Here is a 16,655-nt window from a genome sequence, read left to right as displayed (position 1 = left end):
TTCTGCTCAGTAACGGCGGATGAGTCCGACGAGCTTACCCTGAACCTTGACCCGGTCCGGTCCGAAGATACGGGTCTCGTACGCCGGGTTGGCGGCCTCGAGCGCGATCGAGGCACCCTTGCGACGAAACCGCTTCAGGGTCGCTTCCTCGTCGTCGACCAGCGCCACCACGATCTCGCCCGGACTTGCCGTATTGGCGTTGCGGATTATGACCGTATCGCCGTCGAAGATACCGGCCTCGATCATCGAGTCGCCCTTGACCTCCAGCGCATAATGCTCGCCGCCCATGATCATGTCCGGCGGCACCGAGATCGAATGCGTCTGGTGCTGGATGGCGTCTATCGGCACGCCGGCGGCGATGCGGCCCATCACCGGAATGGACACGGCCGAAACAGCGTCGTCGTCATTGCTGGGTGTCGGCGTGCGCGAGGGCGCCGCCGGCTTGACCTGGCGGCCAAGATTGCCCTGGCCGCCCTGGATGACGCTCGGCGAAAACTTTCTCGCGGCATTCAGGCCAGGCGCGATCGAGTCGGGCAGCCGCAGCACTTCAAGCGCGCGCGCTCGGTTCGGCAGCCGGCGAATGAAGCCGCGTTCTTCCAGCGCCGTGATCAGCCGATGGATGCCCGATTTGGAGGCGAGGTCGAGCGCTTCCTTCATCTCGTCGAAAGACGGCGGAATCCCGCTCTCCTTGAGGCGTTCATGGATGAACATCAGCAGTTCATGTTGTTTGCGCGTCAGCATGGCGGCCCCCTTGGGTTCTGAAACCGGAATCAGAAAAACAAACCCAGAACAAACACTATCTGTTCCAGTTGTGTTCCGCAACCGTTTAAAGTTTAGTGAATTTGTTGAGGCTTCGGAAACAATGTTGCATCCAAGGGATACCTGGCCGAGTCAGGTCAGCGGTATCATTGATTCCGCTCGATTATGCAGCCCTCCTTAAGCTGAAGCGCGGTCCAACGCCATCACAAAGGCGCGGGCGGGATCGCTTCGGCTCTTGCGCGAACGTGCCTCACCGTGAACGAAACGGACCCAAAATGCCAACTTCGGCAATGATTCCGATCCATGGTCTTCGCCGTCTATGGACCAGCTAACATAGCGCAGAAGGTTCTTGCCGTGGCACGGACGGTGGTGAGACAACCGCCCTTGGCCAATCGTGAGAGGCGCCATGCCGAAATGGAGGCGGCAGCATGATGGGGGGAATTCCTGATCTCGCCGAGATCGAGGCGATGGATGCAGCGGATCCGCTGCGCGCCCTGCGCGATCGCTTCGTCCTGCCGGAGGGGGTGATCTACCTCGACGGGAATTCGTTGGGAGCGGCCTCGCACGCCGCATTCGACGAGTTGCGCAGGGCAGCTGCCGAGGAGTGGGCGCATGACCTCATTCGTGCTTGGAACAAGGACGGATGGTTCGACATGCCGGTCGAGCTGGGCGACCGGCTCGGGCGCCTGATCGGCGCGGCGCCGGGCCAGACCGTGGTCTGCGACACCACGTCGATCAACATCTACAAAGTGCTGCACGCGGCGATGGCGATGCGGCCGGACCGAACCGTGATCGTTGCCGAGGGCGACAGTTTTCCGACCGATATCTATATGGCCGAAGGGGTGGCCTTGACCGGAAAGAACACTGTCCTGCACCTGGCTGGCGTGGACGCGCCGATCATCGAGGAACTGATCGACGAACGCGTGGCGGTGGTGTTGGTCAACCACGTCAATTACAAATCCGGCGAGTTGCGCGACATGGCGGCGCTTACGCGCATGGCGCATGACGCCGGTGCGCTGATCGTCTGGGATCTCTGCCACAGCGCGGGCGCCATGCCGGTAGAACTTGACAGGGCAAGCGCCGATTTCGCCGTCGGCTGCACCTATAAATATCTCAATGGCGGGCCAGGTTCTCCTGCCTTCATCTATGCGGCCGAGCGGCATCTTGCCGATGTGCGGCAGCCGCTCAGCGGGTGGTGGAGCCATGCACGGCCATTCGCCTTCGAGCAAGCCTATGCGCCAGGCACCGGCATCCGCCGATTTCTGTGCGGCACGCAGCCGGTCCTGTCGATGCGGACGCTGAAAGGCGCGCTCGACATCTGGAACGGCGTTGACCTGGCGACGGTGCGGAGGAAGAGCATTGCGCTGGCCGATCTGTTCATCGAACTCGTCGAAGCACGGTGCGGCGGTTACGATCTTACGCTGGAAAGCACCCGCGACGGCGCCAAACGCGGCAGCCAGATTTCCTTCATTCACCAGCATGGCTACCAGATCATGCGGGCCCTGATCGAACGCGGCGTGATCGGTGATTTTCGGGCGCCGTCGACCATGCGCTTCGGTTTTACCCCGCTCTATGTCGGCTACAGGGATGTCTGGAATGCCGTCGAAGTGCTCGAAGACATCTTGCGGACCGGCGTCTGGCGAGAAGCCCGCTTCGCGGTCAAGACAACCGTTACCTGACCGCGGCGATGCCAATTAAACTCCGCTCAACATCGACCTGATCGCGGAGGGGCCGTGTTCGAAAACCGTATTGCCGACTGGGACAACGCCTATGCCAACGGCGCGAACATCGCCGGCGGCGACCGCTGGCCCGCGGCTTGGGATCAACCGGCGCAAGCCTTTAGGGAAAAGCTGTTGGCGCAAGGCAGGGCGCGGTTCGATATCGTGTACGGCGAAGCGCCGCGCAACCGGTTCGATCTGTTTCTCCCACCTGCTGCGCCAAAGGGGCTCGTCGTGTTCATCCATGGCGGTTACTGGATGGAATCAGACAAGACCTCCTGGTCGCATCTGGCTGGAGGTGCGGTCGGCCACGGTTTTGCCGTCGCCATGCCTTCTTACACGCTTTGCCCGCAAACCAGGATCAGCGGCATCGTCAACGAGGTTGCGGCAGCGATCGAGAAGGCGGCAGCGATGATCGATGGTCCGCTGGTGCTGACCGGGCACTCGGCCGGCGGGCATCTCGCCAGCCGGATGATGACCGCGGACGCGCCGCTGTCGTCCGATGTGACGCGGCGCATACGCCAGGTCGTTTCGATTTCAGGCCTGCACGACCTTCGGCCGCTGATGTTCACCGCACTGAACGAGACCCTGAACATCGACGAGAAGGAAGCGTTGAGCGAAAGCCCGGCTTTGCTGCGGCCTCGGCGGGGAGCCCGCATCACCTGTTGGGTCGGCGGCGGCGAGCGTTCGGAATTCCTGCGCCAGAGTACATTGCTTGCCAACATCTGGACCGGGCTCGGCGCTGCCACCGGTTCAGTGGTCGAGCCGGACCGGCATCATTTCAACGTTGTCGATGGGCTCGGAGATCCGGATCATCCCCTCACTCGGGCACTGATCGCCGAATAGAGCAATTCGGCGGTGTGAACGGTTTCGGTCGAGAATTGCGTTAAAACGGCGGGATAGACCGGCTCAGCGCAGCATCAGCACGTTGCACTCGGCGCCGGCCTGCGCGGCGGGCGCGAAGGGCTGGCGCACGATCAGGCCGTTGGCGTCGGCAAGCATGCGCAGCATCGAGGAGTCCTGGATGCCGAAAGGCATCGCGACCAGGGTGCCGGCGTCCTCGCGCACAACGGCGCGCACGTAGTCCTGCCTTAGATCGTTGGCCTGCATCGCAGCGCCCAGCCGGGCCGTTCGCACGTCCTGCCGGTGATCGCGGCCGCCGAGCCTGGCAAGCAGCGGCTTCAGGAAGAGTTGCGAGCAGACGATGCTTGCCACCGGATTGCCGGGCAGGCCGATGCAACGGACATTGCCAAGCCGGCCAAACATCAGCGGTTTGCCGGGGCGCATGGCGATCTTCCAGAAGTCGAGCTTCATGCCTTCGCCGGTCAGCACGTCATGGATCAGGTCGTGGTCGCCGACCGAGGCGCCGCCGAGCGTGACGATGACGTCGGCGTTCGCCTCGACCGCTTTCCTGACCAGCGCGGCGATCGCCTCCTGGCGGTCGGCGGCGATGCCGAGATCGAGCGCGCGCGCGCCGACCGACTGGGCGGCGGCGACGACGCCATAGGCGTTGGACGAAATGATCTGGTCGGGGCCGAGCGCGCTGCCTGGCGGCAGCAATTCGTCGCCGGTGGCGATGATCGCAACCAGCGGCCGCCGCACGACGTTCAAGGCGGGGTGGTTGGCTGACGCCGCCAGCGAAAGGGCCGCCGCGTCGAGCGCGCGGCCGTTTTCGAGCAGCAGGTCGCCCTGGCCGAAGTCGAGCCCGCGGCGACGGACATTGCGTCCTTCGGCGGTCGGCTCCGTCACTTCGATCTGGCGGTTGCCAAGGTCGCGGACGTTTTCCTGGATGACGATGGTGTCGGCGCCTTCAGGCAGCGGCGCGCCGGTAAAGATGCGCACGGCCTGGCCTTTGCCGACGGTTCCGGAGAAACCGCGCCCGGCGGGCGCCATGCCTATGACCTCGAGTTCAGCCGGCGCTGAAGCGACATCGGCGGATCTTGCGGCATAGCCGTCCATGGCCGAGGCGTTGAACGGCGGCTGCGTGCGTAGCGCCACGACCGGCTCCGCCAGGACCCGGCCGGCCGCGTCAGCCAGCGGAATGCTTTCGCCGGGTAATGGCGCAGCACCGTCCAGCAGGCGTTCGAGCGCTTCGGCGACCGGGACCAAGGCCATCAGGCATCCACCTTGTAGTCGCCGGACTTGCCGCCTGTCTTCTCGACCAGCCGGATGCCGGAAACCACCATGCCGCGGTCCGCCGCCTTGGCCATGTCGTAGATGGTGAGGCAGGCGACCGACGCCGCGGTCAGCGCCTCCATCTCGACGCCGGTCTTGCCGGTGACGCGGGCAAGCGCGGTGACCCTGAGGCCAGGCAGCGTGCGGTCCGGCTCGATCTCGACGGCAACTTTTGTCAGAAGCAGCGGATGGCAGAGCGGGATCAGCTCATGCGTTTTCTTCGCGGCCATGATACCGGCGATGCGGGCTGTGCCCAGCACATCGCCCTTCTTGGCATCGCCTGCGAGAATCATCTCCAGCGTTTCCGGCCGCATCGAGACAAAACCTTCGGCGATCGCCGTGCGGATCGTCTCGGCCTTGTCGCCGACATCGACCATATTGGCTTCGCCCTTGGCGCCAAGATGGGTGAGGGCCATCTCAGATGGCCTCGGCCGCTGCCTTGCCTGTCAGCAGAAGCTCGGTCGCCGCGGCCACGTTCGCTTGCCGCATCAGGCTCTCGCCGACCAGGAAGGTGCTGATGCCGGTCTTCTGCATCCTGAGGCAGTCGCCGTGGGTGAAGATGCCGCTCTCGCTGACCAGCAGGTAGCCGCCCGGCACCATTCGCGCCAGCCGCTCGGAAGTCTCAAGGCTGGTCTCGAAGGTCCGCAGATTGCGGTTGTTGATACCGATCAGTCGCGACGACAATTTTAGCGCGCGCTCCGTTTCGGCCTCGTCATGCACCTCGATCAGCGCGTCCATCCCGAGTTCGAAGGCGATAGCTTCCAATTCACTCGCCAGAGCATCGTCGACGCTTGCCATGATGATCAGGATGGCGTCTGCGCCCCAGGCTCGTGCTTCGTAGACCTGGTAAGGGTCGAATAGGAAATCCTTACGCAATGCGGGCAGGGACACCGCCTTGCGCGCCTTGGTGAGAAATTCCGGCGCGCCTTGGAAGGATGGCGCGTCGGTCAGCACCGAAAGGCAGGTCGCGCCACCTTTCTGATAGGCCTTGGCCAAGGCTGGCGGGTCGAAATCGGCGCGGATCAGCCCCTTGGAGGGGCTGGCCTTCTTGATTTCGGCAATCAACGCGAAGCCGCCGCCCCGGCGCTTGGCCTCGAGCGCAGCAAGGAAGCCGCGCGGCGGCTCGGCGTCCCTGGCCTTCGCCTTGATCTCGGCGAGCGGCATGGCGAGCTTGGCTGCCGCGATCTCGTCGCGCTTGTAGGCTTCGATCTTGCGCAGGATGTCCGACAAGGCCTTATCCGTTCGAAATCTCGACGAGCTTGTCCAGCACGCCAAGCGCGCGACCGCTGTCGATCGCTTGCGCCGCCGCCGCGATGCCGTCGGCAAGCGTCGTCGCCTTGCCGGCCACGACCAGCCCGGCGCCGGCATTCATCAGCACCGTATCGCGATAGGCGCCGGCGGCGCCGCCCAGCATATCGCGCAGTTCCTTGGCGTTGTAGGCGGCGTCGCCGCCGCGCAGCTCTTCCTTGGTGTGCCGCTTCAGTCCGACGGTTTCCGGCGTCAGGGTGAAGCTGCGGATCTCGCCGCCGACAAGCTCCGCCACCTGGGTTTCACCCGTCGTGGTGATCTCGTCATAGCCGTCGCCATGGACGACCCAGGCATGGTCGGCGCCCAGCGCCTTCAACGTCTCGGCCACCGGCATGATCCACTCCGGCAGGAAGACGCCGACCATCTGGCGGCTGACGCCGGCGGGATTCGACAAAGGCCCGAGCAGGTTGAAGATGGTGCGCGTGCCGAGCTCGACGCGGGTCGGCCCGACATGCTTCATCGCCGGATGATGCGCCGGCGCGAACATGAAGCCGACGCCGGTCTCATGGATGCAGCGGCCGATCATCTCCGGCGGGATGTCTATTCTGACGCCCAGCGCCGTCAGCACGTCGGCGGAGCCGGTCAGCGAGGACAGGCCGCGATTGCCATGCTTGGCGACCGGCACCCCGGCGGCGGCAATGACGAAGGCCGAAGCGGTCGAGATGTTGACCGAATGCGAATTGTCGCCGCCGGTGCCGACGATGTCGATGGCGCCTTGCGGCGCCTCGACGCGCAGCATCTTGGCGCGCATCGTGGCGACCGCGCCGGAAATCTCGCCTACCGTCTCGCCGCGCACGCGCAGCGCCATCAGGAAGCCGCCGATCTGGCCGGGCGTCGCGTCGCCCGACATGATGATGTCGAACGCCTCGCGCGCTTCCTCGAAGGAAAGCGCGGTGCCCGTGGCGACCTTGGCTATGTGTGTCTTCAGAGCGCTCATCGTGTCTGTGCTTGCGAAACGGCGTTCGGATCGATGCGAACGTCATATTGCGACTGCAACTGCGCCACCAACTGGTCGAGCAGATCGTCGGACATGCCGGCGCCGAAGGATTTCTGCGCGTCGTCCGGCACCGCGCTGCCATCGGCGCCTGCCGGCTCGAAGACCTCGGCGACCTTGAACAGGATCTGGCCGTCGCCGGTGGGCGAGGCGATCAAACCGGTACCGCCTTCGCCGACGCCGAACATGGCCGCGGCGCCTTCCTTGCCGAAATCGGCATCGTCGGCTTCGCGCTTCAGGCCGCGCTTGGTCTGCTTGTCGAGCTTGAGCTCGCCGGCGATGACGTCGAGCGTGGTGCCTGCCTTGAGGCGTTTTTCCAGCTCCTGAGCCCTAGCGTCGAGCCGCTTGTCGGTCTCGGCCTCCGTCCAGTCGGCGACGACCTTCTTGCGGACTTCATCCAGCGTGCGGTCGCGCGCCGGTGTGATCGACTGCACTTCGTAGAAGACGAAACCGTTGTCGGCAGTCGTCAGGCCCTCGTTCTCGGTATTGGGCTCCGCCGCGAACACCGATTTGATCAGCTCGGCCGATTGCGGCAGGTCGTTGACGATCGTGCCGTCCGGCCGCTGGCCGGTACGGTCGATGGCGTCGATGGTGACGACCTTGAGCTTCAGCTTGTCGGCGGCCTGGGCAAGCGAGGCGCCCGAGGCGCGGGTGTCCTCGTAGCTGTCATGCACGTCGAGCAGGATGCGGTTCGCTTCGCCGAGCGCCAGGTCCTTGCGGATCTGGTCGGACACTTCCGAAAGCGGCTTCACCACCTGCGGCTTGATCTCGGTCACGCGCAAGAGCACGGGACCGAAGGCGCCCTGGATGACCTGGCTGACCTCGTTGGCATTGAGCGAGAAAGCCGCATCGGCCACCGCCTTGTCGGCGATCTTGTCCTTGGCCAGCGTGCCGAGCAGCGTGTCGGCCTGTGTCTTGCCTTCGGCGGTGACGAGCTTGTCGAAGGTAGCGCCAGCCTTCAGCGAATCCAAAGCGGCCTTGGCCGCATCCGGCGTCTTGAACACCAGCTGCTCGATGGTGCGCATCTCGGGCGTCGTGTAGCGCGCGATATTCTTGTTGTAGTCCTCGCTGACCTGCTGGTCGGTCACCGCGGACGGATCGGCTATGTCCTGCGGCTCCAACCTGACATAGGAGAATTTGCGATATTCCGGCGCGGCGTAGTTCTTCTTGTTGGCGTCGAAATAGGCGTTGAGGGCGCTGTCCGACGGCGCCTCGATCGGCTGCACGAGCGTCTTCGGCAGCACGAGATAGTCGATCGTGCGATCCTCGCCGCGATAGAGAGAGACCGCCTTCAGGAAGGTCTGCGGAACCTTGAGGCCGTCGGAGATCGCCTCGACGATCTGCTGGCGCACGGCCACCTGCGAGCGGTTCCTGAGGTAGTCCTCAGGCCGCATGCCAAGCTCGCGCAGCAGATACTCGAAGGTGCGGCGATCGAACTGGCCGCCGGGGCCTTTGAAAGCCGGATCCTCGCGCGTCAGTTCGGCAAGCCGATCCTTGGAGAGGCCGAGCCCCAGCTTGCGCGCCTGTTCGTCGAGCACGGCGCCCGAAACGAGCTGCGCCAGCACCTGGTTGTCGACACCGAGCAGCTTGGCCTGGTCGTGGGTGATGCGCTGGCCATATTGCTGCGACAGTAGGCTGAGCTGGCGGTCGTAAGCGAGGCGGTACTCGTTGATCGAGACCTCCGTGCCACCGGCCGTGATGACCGCGTGATGACCGCCCAGCACACCGCCCACCATGCGGGTGGTGATGCCCCAGGCGGCGAAACTGATCACCAGCAAGGACAGCAACGCCTTCGCGACCCAGGTGCCCGCCGCGCTTCTCAATATACCAAGCATGCATACTTCCGATTTTTGCGCATTTTCGCATGCGCCGAGTCTGAAACAAGCGCAATAGCGCCCTTCCGGTCCACTGTCGATTGCTTTGTGACCTGATTTTGGTAGTGAGGGCGCTGCTTAATGTCGCTCGGAGAACGCGCCCCATGACCCCTGGAATCCGCCCGCTTGTCGCCGGCAACTGGAAAATGAACGGCACCAGCGCCTCGCTCAACGAGCTGCGGTCGATCGGCAACGGGTTCATGAGCGGGCTCGACGCGGAGACGGAAGCGCTGGTGTGCGTGCCGGCGACGCTGCTCCAGCGCGCCGCCGAGATCCTGTCGCGGACGCCGGTGCGGGCCGGTGGAGAGGATTGCCATCCCAAGGAGAGCGGCGCCTTTACGGGCGAGATTTCGGCCGAGATGCTCAAGGATGCCGGCGCAAGCCACGTCATCGTCGGTCATTCCGAGCGCCGCGAGCTGTTCGGCGACGACGATGCAATAGTCCATGCCAAGGCGTCGGCGGCCTGGCGGGCAGGGCTGGTGGCCATCATCTGCATCGGCGAGACGCGCGCCGAGCGGGAGGCGGGCGCCACGCTTGATGTCCTGTCGCGGCAGCTTGACGGTTCCGTGCCGGCGAGCGCCACCGCCGCCAACACCATCATCGCCTACGAGCCGGTCTGGGCGATCGGCACCGGCCTGACGCCGACCGCCGCCGATGTCGCCGAGGCGCATGCGCATATCCGGGGCAAGCTGACGGCGCTGCTCGGCGATGCCGCGGCCAGGATGCGCATTCTTTATGGCGGCTCGGTCAAGCCTTCCAACGCGGTGGAACTGCTCGGCGTCGAGAATGTCGATGGCGCGCTGGTCGGCGGCGCCAGCCTGAAGGCGGCCGACTTCCTGGCTATCGCGGAAGCATACATGAACATGGCTTAGGCTCATGCAGCATAAATCGTTGTAATGGCCTCATTGCTTCCCATATTCCCGGCCACGGGCTTGGAAATGCCGCCAAAGCATTGTAAGGAGCCGCCTCCAAATCATCGGTCGTATGCGCGGTCGCGCAAGGCCTCGCCAGGATAAATTATGGAAACCGTACTGATCGTCGTCCACCTCATGGTCGTGCTTGCCCTTGTCGGCGTGGTGCTGCTGCAGCGCTCCGAAGGCGGCGGCCTGGGCATCGGCGGCGGTTCCGGTTTCATGACCGCGCGGGGCGCCGCCAACGCGCTGACCCGCGCCACCGCGATCCTGGCGGCGGCCTTCTTCGTGACGTCGCTGGCACTGTCGATCATTGCCCGCTACGGCGAAAAGCCGATCGACATCCTCGACCGTCCGGCAACGTCAACCTCGGGCAACGGCGTGCTCAACCAGCTGCCGGGATCGAATGGACCGGTGGGCAGCTCGCAACCCGCGGCCCCGGCCGGCGGCTCTGCTCCCGCGGCTCCGGCTGGCGGTGCGACGACCACCACGCCGCTTGCCAATGGCACCACCGCGCCGGCTCCGGCCACGCCTGCTCCGGCGCCCGCGAATCCGACCACCGCGCCGGCGGCCAACGGCGTCACCTTGCCGGTCACCCCTCAGGTTCCGAACCAGTAGCCGGACAAGCTCCGGGCCGCGATCTGTTGTTCTTTGAACACAGTCGCGGCAAATGCGCGCCCGATCACGAAGATTCAATCGGGCGTGGCGCCTGCCTCAGCTTGAGGCGATGACGGCTAATCGATTATAGATTGCGCGCGGCACTTTTCGGCGTCCTTGGGGGGCGCCGGGCGACGCCGTGGGCAACTTGCATTTGAACGATCGGATCTTCGCCATGCAGCTTCGCAGCTTCATCATTTTGGGAGTCTGTGCCGTCCTCGGCATGGGTTCCGCGGCCATCGCCGGACCGGCAAACATGGTCTCTTCACCGTCGGTAGAGAAGACCGACGCAATTCCTGTCGCCGCCAAGAGCGACGCATCGCAGTTGAAGCTTCTCAAGAAGAAGAAAAATCCGACCTCTGACGATCTCGCGCAGATCGGCAAGCTCGAGGCCAAGATCGCCGCCGACAAGCAGGCGGCAAAGGATAAGGCGCTCGAGGCTCGCAAGATGGCAATGCGCAAGGCCGCCAAGGCCAAGGCTGACGCGGCGCGCCAGGAATGGCTTGCCAAGAAGGGTACGGCCGCGCCGGCTGAAGTCGCCGACGCCAAGCCGGCCAAGAAGACCACCAGGATCATCTCGCTGCTGGAGCCGGTCGCGCCGATCATCCCGGCCAAGGCCGAGGAGCCTATCCCGGCTGAGGCCATGAACATCGCCGCCACCGGCAACAACGGTGAACTGCGCAGTGAGCAGCCCGGCCAGAAACAGGCGAGCAGCGGCGGTCTGTTCGACGGCCTCTTCGGCGGCGGCGTACAATCGACTTCGATCAGCTACCTGCCCGAGACCCGCGCGCTCGATTCGGCGCTGGCCAAGAAGGACGCCAAGCGACCCTTCAAGGTGAAGCCGGAATTCGTGCCGCAGGACGTTGCGTTCTCGGGTTATGAGCCGGGCACCATCGTCATCGATACCACTGCTCGTCGCCTTTACCTCGTCGAGAGCTTTTCGACGGCGCGGCGCTATGCCATCGCGGTCGGTCGCGAAGGCCTGCAGTTCAAGGGCACCGTGGCTGTCGGCGACAAGCAGGAATGGCCGCGCTGGATCCCAACGCTCGACATGCAGAAGCGCGAGCCGAAGCATTACGGCCAGTACAAGGACGGCATGAACGGCGGCGGCCAGAATCCGCTCGGCGCGCGCGCCATCTATCTCTATGACGGCAAGAAGGACACGCATCTGCGCATCCATGGCACGATTGCTCCCCAGTCGATCGGAACCAGCGCCTCGAACGGCTGCTTCCGCATGATCAACGAGCACGTGATGGACCTCTACAGCCGGGTCAGGATCGGCACCAAGGTCGTTATCATCTAGCGATCTCCATCAAACTGCCCAAAGGGCCGGCGACGCCGGCCCTTTTGTTTTGAATCTTTGCCTTGAAGCATGTCGTTCCCCCAAACCGTTCCATGCTTTTGGGCGACATGCTTCGGGAAAGGCTCTTTGCGAGCACCCGCGCCATTAGGGAAAAAGCCTTCGCGGCGGTTTTTTCTCTGGCGGAATCAATCAGGCCGCGTTAAGCGATGACTCCCATGGCGCGATATGTATTCATCACAGGCGGCGTGGTTTCCTCACTCGGAAAAGGCATCGCCGCAGCAGCTCTTGGGGCTCTTCTGCAGGCGCGAGGCTATCGCGCGCGGATCAAAAAACTCGATCCCTACCTCAATGTCGACCCCGGGACGATGTCGCCGTACCAGCATGGCGAAGTGTTCGTGACCGACGACGGCGCCGAGACCGACCTCGATCTCGGCCATTACGAGCGCTTCACCGGGCGCTCGGCGAACCAGCAGGACAACATCACCACCGGCCGCATCTACAAGAACATAATCGAGCGCGAGCGGCGCGGCGATTATCTCGGCGCGACTGTCCAGGTCATCCCGCACGTCACCGACGAGATCAAGCATTTCGTGCTGGACGGCAATGACGACTACGACTTCGTGCTGTGCGAGATCGGCGGCACGGTCGGCGATATCGAGGCGATGCCGTTCCTGGAAGCGATTCGCCAGCTCGGCAACGACCTGCCGCGCAACAATGCGGTCTATGTGCATCTGACGCTGATGCCCTACATCCCGACCGCCGGCGAATTGAAGACCAAGCCGACGCAGCATTCGGTCAAGGAACTGCGCGGCATCGGTATCGCGCCGGACATCCTTCTGGTGCGCGCCGACCGGCCGATCCCGAAGGAAGAGCGTCGGAAACTTTCGCTGTTCTGCAACGTGCGCGAAAGCGCCGTCATCCAGGCGCTGGACGTGCCGCATATCTACGACGTGCCTCTGGCCTATCACCAGGAAGGCCTCGATTCGGAAGTGCTGGCGGCCTTCGGAATCGACCCGGCGCCGAAGCCGCGCATGGAGCCGTGGCAAAAGCTTTCCAACCACATCCACAATCCGGAAGGCGAGGTGACGATCGCCATCGTCGGCAAATATACCGGCCTCAAGGACGCCTACAAATCGCTGATCGAGGCGCTGTCGCATGGCGGCCTCGCCAATCGCGTCAAGGTCAAGCTCGACTGGATCGAAAGCGAGATCTTCGAGAAGGAAGATCCTGCGCCATGGCTGGAGAAGGTGCACGGCATCCTTGTTCCCGGCGGCTTCGGCGAGCGCGGTTCGGAAGGCAAGATCCTGGCGGCAAAGTTCGCGCGCGAACGCAAGGTGCCTTACTTCGGCATCTGCTTCGGCATGCAGATGGCTTGCATCGAGGCGGCCCGCTCGCTGGCGGGTGTCGGCCATGCATCGTCGACCGAGTTCGGCCCGACCGACGAGCCCGTCGTCGGCCTTATGACCGAGTGGCTGAAGGGCAATATGCTTGAGAAGCGCAGGGTCACAGGCGATCTCGGCGGCACGATGCGGCTTGGCGCTTATCAGGCCGAACTCGCCAAGGGCTCGAAAATAGCGGATATCTACGGCGACACGCAGATTTCCGAGCGCCACCGGCACCGCTACGAGGTCAACATCGACTACAAGCAGCGGCTCGAGGATTGCGGCTTGGTGTTTGCGGGCATGTCGCCCGACGGCGTGCTGCCGGAGACGGTCGAATATCCTGACCATCCCTGGTTCATCGGCGTGCAGTATCACCCCGAGCTGAAGAGCCGCCCGCTCGACCCGCATCCGCTGTTCGCGAGCTTCATCTCGGCCGCGGTGGATCAGTCGCGCCTGGTCTGAGCGATCGGCTGGCGAGCCGTGCCATGCAGACTTACGTCGCGCTGCTCTACAGCATCATCCTCGGCGAGGGACGGCGGGTCCTCATGTCGGACCTCAAGGCGATGGCCGAAAGGATCGGCCTGAAGAAGGTCCGAACGCTGGTGGCGACGGGCAATCTGGTCTTCGAGGCGCGGAAGGCCAAAATTTCGGATCTCGAGCATCGGCTGGAAAAGGCCGTCGAAGAGACTTTCGGCCGCCATGTCGATATTATCGTGCGCGGCGCGGAGGATTGGTTGAAGCTCGCGGCCGGCAATCCATTCCCGGACGATTCCGCGGACGCCGCCGACCAGGTGGCGGTGCGCGTCATGCGCAGGCCGGCGCCCGTCGAGGCCGCCGCAGCGCTCCAGGCCTACGCTGCCGAGGACGAGAAGGTGCTTTTGGTCGACGGCGATATCTGGGTGGTCTTTTCCCGCGAAAGACCGAGCTCGCGCCTGCTCGCGGCAGCAAGCCACAAGCGCATGGGCATCGGCACGTCGCGCAACTGGAACACGGTGCGGCGCTTGGCGGAGATGGTAGGCAGTAGGCAGTAGGCAGTAGGCAGTAGGCAGTAGGGTGGCGTCTTCTATTGCCTAAGCCCTACTACCTACTGCCTTGTTAGGCCTTCGCCACCTTCGCCCCTGCGCCGAGCGCCATGGTGCGCAGCACGTAATAGACGGCGCCCGCGATCGCCACGCCGAAGAACCAGCCATAGACGCCCCACCAGGACGGCAGCCAGTTGGTGAAGTTGGGCAGGATCGAGGAGAAGATGGCGCCGATGCCGGCGGCGATGAAGGCGTTGACATGCCAGCCGCTCTGGAAACGGAACTCGCCGTCCTCGCGATAGAGCGCCTCGACGTCGACCTCGCTTTTGCGGATCAGGTAGTAGTCGACCATCATCACGCCGAAGATCGGTCCCATCGTCGCGCCGATGATGTTGACGAAGGAAGCGGCGCTGCCTTCCCATGGCGCGAAGGGATAGAGCACCAGGGCGATCAGCGCCGCGATGTAGCCGCCCTTCTTGAAGTCGATCTGGCGCGGGAAGACGTTGGAGAAGTCGAACGCCGGCGAGACGAAATTCGCCACGACGTTGATGCCCAGCGTCGCCACCGCGAAGGTCAACGCGGCGAGAGCGGCCAGGAACCAGCTGTCGAACTTGGCCGAGATCTGGTCGGGATGGAGCAGCACCTCATGGTAGACGTCATAAGCGGCGATCGTCGTGACGCCGGCCACCAGCGAGAACAGGATGAGATTGACCGGCAGGCCCCAGATGTTGCCCTTGCGCAGCGCCGCCTTGTCCGGCGCATAGCGGGCGAAATCGCAGAAGTTGAGGTAGAGCGCCGAGAAATAGGTCACCCAGATCGCCGCCACCGCGAACAGCGCGGTCCAGGAACCGGGCTCGCCCGGAACGCCCGCGTCCTTGGTCTTGTCCAGCAGCACATCCATCGGGATGTCGCTGGTGAAGGCGAAAGTGCCCGACTTGATGCAAAGATAGATAGCCAGGATCAGCATCATGATCCACACGGCCGGGCCGGCCCAGTCCTGGAAGCGGCGGACGGTTTCCATGCCCTTCTGGATGATCAGCAACTGCAGCGCCCAGATGATGACGAAGCAGATCACCTCCAGGGTCGAATGTCCCAGAAAGTGCGAGCTCTTGTTGAACTCGTCGAACCATTGCAGGCGCGTCAGCAGCGCCACGATGGCGCCCGAAGCCGCGGCTGTCTGGGCGCCGTACCAGAAGCAGGCGACGATCGCGCGCACGAGAGCCGGGACGTTGGCGCCCCAGATGCCGAAGGAGGCGCGGGCAAGCACGGGGTAGGGCACGCCGGTCTTCACGCCGGCATAGCCGACCATGTTCATCAGCGCGTAGATGATCAGCGAGCCGATGCCGATGGCGATGATGAAGTTGACGAAGCCGCCGCAGAACAGAAACAGGCTGGCCGCCAGGTAGTAGCCCCAGAGGCTGTGGACGTCCGAGGTCCAGACGTTGAAGATCGAAAACGGTCCCCAGTTCCTGACCGTTGCCGGAGCCAGATCCTCGTTGTAGAGGTCAGGCGATGCGCCTTGAATGGTCATTTGCAAGTGTTCCCCTTGTTGCAAAACGCGCCGTCACGCGTTTGACTGTAGAGGTTAAGCCTGACGCTGGGGAACCGGCAAGCAACCCATTTGCCGGCTTTCGCCTTAAAGATATTCAATGAGAATCGCCGTTATCCGACGGCTTCGGACTTGAACCGAGCTGAGTCGCCAAGCGGTTTTCGCGCAGGCTGGCCGGTTCCGAATTTTTTCCGACAGCAACCAAATTTGTTTGGAACCGATCCATAAGACGTGCGTTTAATGAAGTTCGGCTGCTCTGCGGTCGACCGGGAGGAAAACTATGGATCGCTTGCATTTCTTTACCCCAGTGCGAATTGCGCGTGGGCAGGGATACCCTGTGGAGGAAGTCGATAGCGTCTCCGAGGCGATGGTGTTCCTGCGGAAGTGGCCAACGGGCAGACGCGGCCCGGTTTATCAATGCGCCCTGAATTGCTGCGCGGCGGCTGTGTCGGGCAAGATGTCGGCCGAGGAAGCGCGCAAAGCCTTTGTCGGCTTTGCCCGCATCACGCGGCTGCTAGACGACGACATGGCGCTGCCGCTGGGTGGTGCGTCGATGGACAATGTCTACGCCTTGAGGCGGTAGGCTAAGCCGGTATTTGGCAAATAGAGAACGCCGCGCCTACCCGGCGCGGGGAGTTTGTCGTTTTGCATCGGTCTCGACATGGCCGAGATGTCTTCCCCATTGTCCGTTCCGCGCAGTTCTGTGGCACCCGGTAGGAAATCGTCGCGAAATCGCTTATGTGAGCGCGATGCCTCGTTGATCGAGGATCAGAGAATCCGCCGGACGTGATGGAAAAGAGCAGCGATTACAAAAAGGTGCGGCTTGCCATAGCCCCAATGATGGATGGGACAGATGGATAAGTAATATCAGATAGTTGCTGGATGCCGTGTGCAAAAATCGCACACGAAAGTTCTGCTTCTCTTCTTTTTTCGTTCCCACGACGGAGCCGCTGATAGCCCTGTTTGGACGCTCTTTTGCCGACGATATTGACCGCTCCATTGC

The 16,655-nt window shown here is 63.6% G+C and carries 15 protein-coding genes; 8 read left to right on the top strand and 7 right to left on the bottom strand.

Annotated features, from left to right (window positions below; genetic code table 11):
• Positions 1-6 precede the first annotated feature (6 nt).
• Entirely contained in the window at positions 7-741 is a 735-nt protein-coding gene (lexA, locus tag FJ424_RS08555; RefSeq protein WP_140642666.1) for a transcriptional repressor LexA, read from the bottom strand.
• A 449-nt stretch (positions 742-1,190) separates the two neighbouring features.
• Between lexA and kynU the strand changes: the two genes are divergently transcribed.
• Together kynU and FJ424_RS08545 are read left to right on the top strand one after the other, a co-directional pair.
• Positions 1,191-2,438, top strand: coding sequence for a kynureninase (kynU, locus tag FJ424_RS08550; RefSeq protein ID WP_140653172.1), 1,248 nt, complete (start codon positions 1,191-1,193; stop codon positions 2,436-2,438).
• A 54-nt stretch (positions 2,439-2,492) separates the two neighbouring features.
• Entirely contained in the window at positions 2,493-3,323 is an 831-nt protein-coding gene (locus tag FJ424_RS08545) for an alpha/beta hydrolase (RefSeq protein ID WP_140653114.1), read from the top strand.
• 63 nt (positions 3,324-3,386) lie between these two features.
• Here the strand turns inward: FJ424_RS08545 and glp are convergent, their stop codons facing one another.
• Genes glp through FJ424_RS08520 form a run of 5 tightly spaced genes read right to left on the bottom strand, consistent with a single transcriptional unit; the run spans position 3,387 to position 8,789 of the window.
• Positions 3,387-4,592: a gephyrin-like molybdotransferase Glp gene (glp, locus tag FJ424_RS08540; protein WP_140653115.1), complete on the bottom strand. Its 1,206-nt coding sequence runs from the start codon at positions 4,590-4,592 to the stop codon at positions 3,387-3,389.
• On the bottom strand, positions 4,592-5,068 hold the full coding sequence (gene moaC / locus FJ424_RS08535; RefSeq protein WP_140653117.1) for a cyclic pyranopterin monophosphate synthase MoaC: 477 nt from the start codon (positions 5,066-5,068) through the stop codon (positions 4,592-4,594). The genes glp and moaC overlap by 1 nt, the downstream gene beginning before the upstream one ends.
• A gap of 1 nt (position 5,069) precedes the next feature.
• Positions 5,070-5,882 carry an indole-3-glycerol phosphate synthase TrpC gene (trpC, locus tag FJ424_RS08530; protein WP_140653119.1) on the bottom strand — a complete coding sequence of 271 codons (813 nt, stop codon included), beginning with the start codon at positions 5,880-5,882 and terminating at the stop codon, positions 5,070-5,072.
• 4 nt (positions 5,883-5,886) lie between these two features.
• On the bottom strand, positions 5,887-6,897 hold the full coding sequence (trpD, locus tag FJ424_RS08525; protein ID WP_140653121.1) for an anthranilate phosphoribosyltransferase: 1,011 nt from the start codon (positions 6,895-6,897) through the stop codon (positions 5,887-5,889).
• On the bottom strand, positions 6,894-8,789 hold the full coding sequence (locus FJ424_RS08520) for a peptidyl-prolyl cis-trans isomerase (protein ID WP_140653123.1): 1,896 nt from the start codon (positions 8,787-8,789) through the stop codon (positions 6,894-6,896). Before FJ424_RS08520 ends, trpD begins: the two co-directional genes overlap by 4 nt.
• 143 nt (positions 8,790-8,932) lie before the next feature.
• Between FJ424_RS08520 and tpiA the strand changes: the two genes are divergently transcribed.
• From tpiA to FJ424_RS08495, 5 genes are all read left to right on the top strand, one after another.
• A complete protein-coding gene (gene tpiA, locus FJ424_RS08515) occupies positions 8,933-9,700 on the top strand; it encodes a triose-phosphate isomerase (protein ID WP_140653125.1) in 768 nt (255 codons plus the stop codon).
• Positions 9,701-9,847: 147 nt separating this feature from the next.
• Positions 9,848-10,357, top strand: a complete 510-nt coding sequence (secG, locus tag FJ424_RS08510) for a preprotein translocase subunit SecG (protein WP_140653127.1) — start codon at positions 9,848-9,850, stop codon at positions 10,355-10,357.
• A gap of 214 nt (positions 10,358-10,571) precedes the next feature.
• Positions 10,572-11,699, top strand: coding sequence for a L,D-transpeptidase (locus tag FJ424_RS08505; protein WP_140653129.1), 1,128 nt, complete (start codon positions 10,572-10,574; stop codon positions 11,697-11,699).
• Positions 11,700-11,905: 206 nt separating this feature from the next.
• A complete protein-coding gene (locus FJ424_RS08500; RefSeq protein WP_140653131.1) occupies positions 11,906-13,543 on the top strand; it encodes a CTP synthase in 1,638 nt (545 codons plus the stop codon).
• A 23-nt stretch (positions 13,544-13,566) separates the two neighbouring features.
• The gene (locus FJ424_RS08495; protein ID WP_140653133.1) at positions 13,567-14,112 is read left to right on the top strand and encodes a DUF1697 domain-containing protein; all 546 of its coding nucleotides are present in this window, start codon (positions 13,567-13,569) and stop codon (positions 14,110-14,112) included.
• A 64-nt stretch (positions 14,113-14,176) separates the two neighbouring features.
• Here the strand turns inward: FJ424_RS08495 and FJ424_RS08490 are convergent, their stop codons facing one another.
• Positions 14,177-15,634 (bottom strand): NCS1 family nucleobase:cation symporter-1, encoded by a 1,458-nt coding sequence (locus tag FJ424_RS08490; RefSeq protein ID WP_140653134.1) that lies wholly within the window; start codon positions 15,632-15,634, stop codon positions 14,177-14,179.
• Between the two features lie 298 nt (positions 15,635-15,932).
• On the opposite strand from FJ424_RS08490, the gene FJ424_RS08485 reads away from it, so the two are divergent.
• Positions 15,933-16,235 (top strand): DUF982 domain-containing protein, encoded by a 303-nt coding sequence (locus FJ424_RS08485; protein WP_073986813.1) that lies wholly within the window; start codon positions 15,933-15,935, stop codon positions 16,233-16,235.
• Positions 16,236-16,655 lie beyond the last annotated feature (420 nt).

Origin of the sequence: Mesorhizobium sp. B3-1-8, assembly GCF_006439495.1 — a bacterium.
Classification (GTDB): domain Bacteria; phylum Pseudomonadota; class Alphaproteobacteria; order Rhizobiales; family Rhizobiaceae; genus Mesorhizobium.
The sequence above is the reverse complement of the archived record's forward strand: the minus strand, read 5'-3'. Positions and strand labels throughout refer to the sequence as shown.

Excerpts from the sequence above, each read along its gene's own strand:
- trpD (WP_140653121.1), bottom strand. The coding sequence starts at position 6,897 with ATGAGCGCTCTGAAGACACACATAGCCAAGGTCGCCACGGGCACCGCG.
- glp (WP_140653115.1), bottom strand. The coding sequence starts at position 4,592 with ATGGCCTTGGTCCCGGTCGCCGAAGCGCTCGAACGCCTGCTGGACGGT.
- FJ424_RS08485 (WP_073986813.1), top strand. The coding sequence starts at position 15,933 with ATGGATCGCTTGCATTTCTTTACCCCAGTGCGAATTGCGCGTGGGCAG.
- moaC (WP_140653117.1), bottom strand. The coding sequence starts at position 5,068 with ATGGCCCTCACCCATCTTGGCGCCAAGGGCGAAGCCAATATGGTCGAT.
- FJ424_RS08490 (WP_140653134.1), bottom strand. The coding sequence starts at position 15,634 with ATGACCATTCAAGGCGCATCGCCTGACCTCTACAACGAGGATCTGGCT.
- lexA (WP_140642666.1), bottom strand. The coding sequence starts at position 741 with ATGCTGACGCGCAAACAACATGAACTGCTGATGTTCATCCATGAACGC.
- secG (WP_140653127.1), top strand. The coding sequence starts at position 9,848 with ATGGAAACCGTACTGATCGTCGTCCACCTCATGGTCGTGCTTGCCCTT.
- FJ424_RS08505 (WP_140653129.1), top strand. The coding sequence starts at position 10,572 with ATGCAGCTTCGCAGCTTCATCATTTTGGGAGTCTGTGCCGTCCTCGGC.
- kynU (WP_140653172.1), top strand. The coding sequence starts at position 1,191 with ATGGGGGGAATTCCTGATCTCGCCGAGATCGAGGCGATGGATGCAGCG.
- FJ424_RS08520 (WP_140653123.1), bottom strand. The coding sequence starts at position 8,789 with ATGCTTGGTATATTGAGAAGCGCGGCGGGCACCTGGGTCGCGAAGGCG.
- FJ424_RS08495 (WP_140653133.1), top strand. The coding sequence starts at position 13,567 with ATGCAGACTTACGTCGCGCTGCTCTACAGCATCATCCTCGGCGAGGGA.
- FJ424_RS08500 (WP_140653131.1), top strand. The coding sequence starts at position 11,906 with ATGACTCCCATGGCGCGATATGTATTCATCACAGGCGGCGTGGTTTCC.
- tpiA (WP_140653125.1), top strand. The coding sequence starts at position 8,933 with ATGACCCCTGGAATCCGCCCGCTTGTCGCCGGCAACTGGAAAATGAAC.